Genomic DNA, 3,783 nt, shown 5'->3' with positions numbered 1-3,783 from the left:
ATCGAGCGGGTCATCTTATCTACAGCGCCACCGGTCAGAAAGTGAAGAGTTTTAACGATTTACCCCAATTGCTTCAGGATGAAATTAATACCCGGATGTCTTTGTACAAAAATGCCCCCAAAGCTCCATTAGACAGTGATATGACTTCTTGGATTTACTTCAAAAAGCATTTTGAAGCTTATTTAGCTGGAGAAAGATTTCCGATTCCAGAAGCAGAGGAGGAATAGAAAATTTTTACTTGGATTTGATTGTGCGTGCAGCGATATTGGCGATCGCATTTGCTTTTATTTCCTGACTGGGAATAGTTTGCGCTACTTGCAAAGCTGTTTCAGAGTTACCTAATTTAGCAAAAGCATCGACGATTTTTGCTAGAATATTGGCTTTGTTATTCTCTTCGAGAGATTGGGCTACCTGCACAGCGCGATCGAGTTGTCCAATTTCTAAATATTTCGATGCGATTTTAGTTAAAGCTGACTCCTTAAGGCCGAGTAAACTTAAGGTATTGGCAATTTGCAAAGCTCGATCGACTTGTCCTATTTCTGCTAATTGCACAGCAATATTAGTCAACGCTTCTTGTTTAGAATCGTCTTTTTTGAGAGACTCGGCAATCTGCAACGATCGCTCAATTTGTCCCGCTTTCACTAAAGCTTCAGCAATCCTAATAATTGATTGATTTACTGCAAAATCATCAGGGTTGGAAATTGCAGGTAATTGCAAGTTTTGAGAGAGTAGGTTTTCAGCTTGCGGTGCTTGTCCTGCTGTGTGCAATTCTTGGGCGATCGCAATTATCCCTAAAGCTTTTATTTCCCCATTTTCAATGCTATTAACTATCTGCAAAGCTGGTTCGATTTGCTTTGCCTTAGCTAACTGGCGAGCAATTTCCACGAAAGTAAAAGCTTTCTCTCTTGCTTGATTTCCTAGATTAAAATCTTGATTTGCTGCTATTTCTGCCGGAGTCAGTTCGTGGATCGTTTCTGCCACCTGCTTAGCAGCATCAAATTGTCCGACTTCTGCTAATTTGACTGCTATATTCCGCAGCGCCTTTTCTTTGACGCCCAATTCTCGCAGCGCCGAACCGGAATCTATTTTAGTTGTTGTGGGGATTTTTTCGGAAATTTGTGCAGCGATCGATCGCGCTAAATTTACCTCATTCATTCCCGCCAATTTTACCGCAATCGCCGACCAAACTTCCGCTTTTTCGACATCGTTTTGGATGTTTTGAGAACTTGCCCAAGCTTGCTTGACTTGGTTGGCATTTGCCATATGTGCGAGAATTCCCAGATATGCCCAAGCTTGATAATTTTCTCCGCTTTCACCTGTAGCCGAACTGCAACCAGTGACGCTTTTAGCTACCTGTAAAGCCGTGTCAAACTGGGATAATAAACTTAAATTACCTGCTATTTTAGCCAAAATCTCAAATTTTTCGTTACCGCAACTGCCATTTGATTCGTAAGCATAATCTCCCGTAATTCCTCTGGCTTTTTGTAAAGCTTGTAAAAGGATTTTTCTGGCGGTTTCTAATTCTCCTTTTTCTGCTAAAATACTCGCGATCGCATTCAGCGCCTCTGCTTTGCGAGTATTAGAAGCAAGCGTTTGCGTTAACTGCAAAGCTCTTTCGGTAAACCCTGCTTGTGCAACTTTAATCGCCACATCGCGCAGCGCCGGATCTTGCTGATAAAGGGTAAAATTTTCATCGGTTTTCCTAGTCAGTTGCACAGCGCGATCTAATAGTTGTCTCGCTTTCTGGGTTTGTCCGACTTCTGCTAATTTTATCGCTATATTAGATAAAGCTTCAATCTTAGTAGAACGATCCTCGATAGTTTCTGCTACTTGCACAGCGCGATCGAATAATTGCAAACCTAGTTGCTCATTTCCTGCCGCTATTTCTCTCCCCAACATCGTTAAATTTTCAGCAATAATTGCGGGATTATGGGCAGTTTCAGCCAGATTATAAGATGGCAATCCTACCGCTATTTGAGTTTGATTATAGCCTGCCATTATAAGTAATAAAAATGCCATACTTGGGAAAGTGTGGGGAAGCGATCGCATCGTGAATTCTCCTATACTTTGACTTTGTATTTCTATATTCGTACTCAAATAATCAATTTGTAGGTTGGGTTTATCTGAGCGAAACCAAACCATCTAAAATAACAAGTTGGGTTGAGGTACGAAACCCAACCTACAGCTACATTGAAAGCAATGTCCAGAAATAGCCATCGGGTGAGACGAAAGAAAAACTTTGTTCTCCAAACTCGTTGGTTTCAATTTCTGTGATATTTTGAGCCGCACTCGCCTTAACGCGATGGAAATAATCTTCTATTCCTCGCACGCGATAAGTGTAAAGCGACATTCCCAAACATCCCGGTTGCGCCTTATCGAGATGATTTTCTAATTGAATAGATTCCGGAAATCGCACAATATAAAGTCTACCCGATCGCACCGCCTGCCAATCTGATTTTGACGAACGCGGATCGTCAAAAGTTGTTACAAAAAATCTTTCATTCGGCTGAAGGTCAAAAATCGGTCTTGCTGTTTCAGAACTTTCATAACTTGTTTCGTCCTCATCCCGCACGCGCAGCAAACCCAGCGTTTCTTCATAAAAACGGAACGTTTCTCTGCTATCATCTTGAACCACTATTCCCATGTGAGTTATCTGGCTCGTTTTGAAATGTGCGCTTTCATTAATTTTGCCGTAATTGGTCACAGTATAATTGAATCTTTGAAAGAAAATTTGGCGAGTTAAAGGTTGAAGCATCACCATTTCCCGCACACCAATAGCAGGCTCGACAAAAGGACGTACCTTTCTGTCTTTGTTATAGATTACATCCCATTGCGGATAGATGTATTTGACTGGCAAACCTGCTTTTACTGCTTCTTCAGCATGATTGGAAATATTCAACACATCAGCAGTCAATGCAGTTCCCCAACGGTTTCCTTTCACCTTCATTGATGACATCTGCAATCCCTCATTGGTAGGGTTTTCCCATACCATTAGACGGATGAGACCGTGGTCTGCATCTTGGTGGTAGAGGCGAATCGATCGCAAAGCAGAATTGACGCCATACAACTTATTTGTTGATTCTGCCGATAATTCACCTATTTTACCGATACGATAGCCAAATTGCTCCCAATATTGAATAAGAAAGAGCGGTTCTCGACAACCAATACATACTTCGTAGATACCTTGAATTGTCATTTGTTTGCCTTAAATAAAGAGTAATTTACTCACCTCAAGACAGAGGAACTTAATAACCAGCAGATCACCATTAAAGTAACCACCTAAAAAGCCAAGGGAGTCACCAATGTTTAAACGACTAACAGTAACAACTGCGCTTGTGGCAGCCGGATTATTTGGTACTTTGAATTACTCAGCTATTGCCGAAACAAACCAAACCCAACAATCTGCACCCTCGTCAAGCCGCAGTCAGATGAGCGCTCTTGACAGGCAGTTTATCACCGATGCTGCCCACGGGGGAATGGCGGAAGTTAGATTAGGACAGCTTGCGTTGCAGCGATCGAACAACGCTCAAGTGAGACAATTCGCACAGCGGACGATCGATCGACACACACAGGCAAATCGAGAACTGATGGCGTTAGCCCAAAGAAAGGGAGTCACTCCTCCCAACAGTCTTAGCCCGAAGCACGAAGCGGCAATGAATCGCTTGATGCAGCTTAGCGGAGACAGTTTTGACCGAAAAGCGAGACGCAAGCCCCTGGCTTTAGACATGGGGATAAGTCGATAAGCGACTTTAGTCGCCGTCTCGATTTCCGTTTAGACTCGAA

The 3,783-nt window shown here is 42.6% G+C and carries 4 protein-coding genes; 2 read left to right on the top strand and 2 right to left on the bottom strand.

Going from position 1 to position 3,783, the window contains the following annotated elements; genetic code table 11:
* Positions 1-227 (top strand): DUF1838 family protein (locus H6S82_RS23125; RefSeq protein WP_191056772.1); only part of this gene is annotated, 227 nt, incomplete at its 5' end.
* Positions 228-234: 7 nt separating this feature from the next.
* Here H6S82_RS23125 and H6S82_RS23120 read toward each other — a convergent pair.
* A complete protein-coding gene (locus tag H6S82_RS23120; protein ID WP_190473233.1) occupies positions 235-2,142 on the bottom strand; it encodes a hypothetical protein in 1,908 nt (635 codons plus the stop codon).
* Between the two features lie 43 nt (positions 2,143-2,185).
* On the bottom strand, positions 2,186-3,196 hold the full coding sequence (locus tag H6S82_RS23115; RefSeq protein WP_190473231.1) for a VOC family protein: 1,011 nt from the start codon (positions 3,194-3,196) through the stop codon (positions 2,186-2,188).
* 106 nt (positions 3,197-3,302) lie between these two features.
* On the opposite strand from H6S82_RS23115, the gene H6S82_RS23110 reads away from it, so the two are divergent.
* The gene (locus tag H6S82_RS23110) at positions 3,303-3,743 is read left to right on the top strand and encodes a DUF4142 domain-containing protein (RefSeq protein ID WP_190473228.1); all 441 of its coding nucleotides are present in this window, start codon (positions 3,303-3,305) and stop codon (positions 3,741-3,743) included.
* Positions 3,744-3,783 lie beyond the last annotated feature (40 nt).

This window comes from Planktothrix sp. FACHB-1355 (assembly GCF_014748295.1).
GTDB lineage: Bacteria > Cyanobacteriota > Cyanobacteriia > Cyanobacteriales > Aerosakkonemataceae > Aerosakkonema > Aerosakkonema funiforme_A.
Note: the sequence above shows the minus strand (reverse complement) of the source record. Positions and strands in the feature narration are given on the sequence as shown.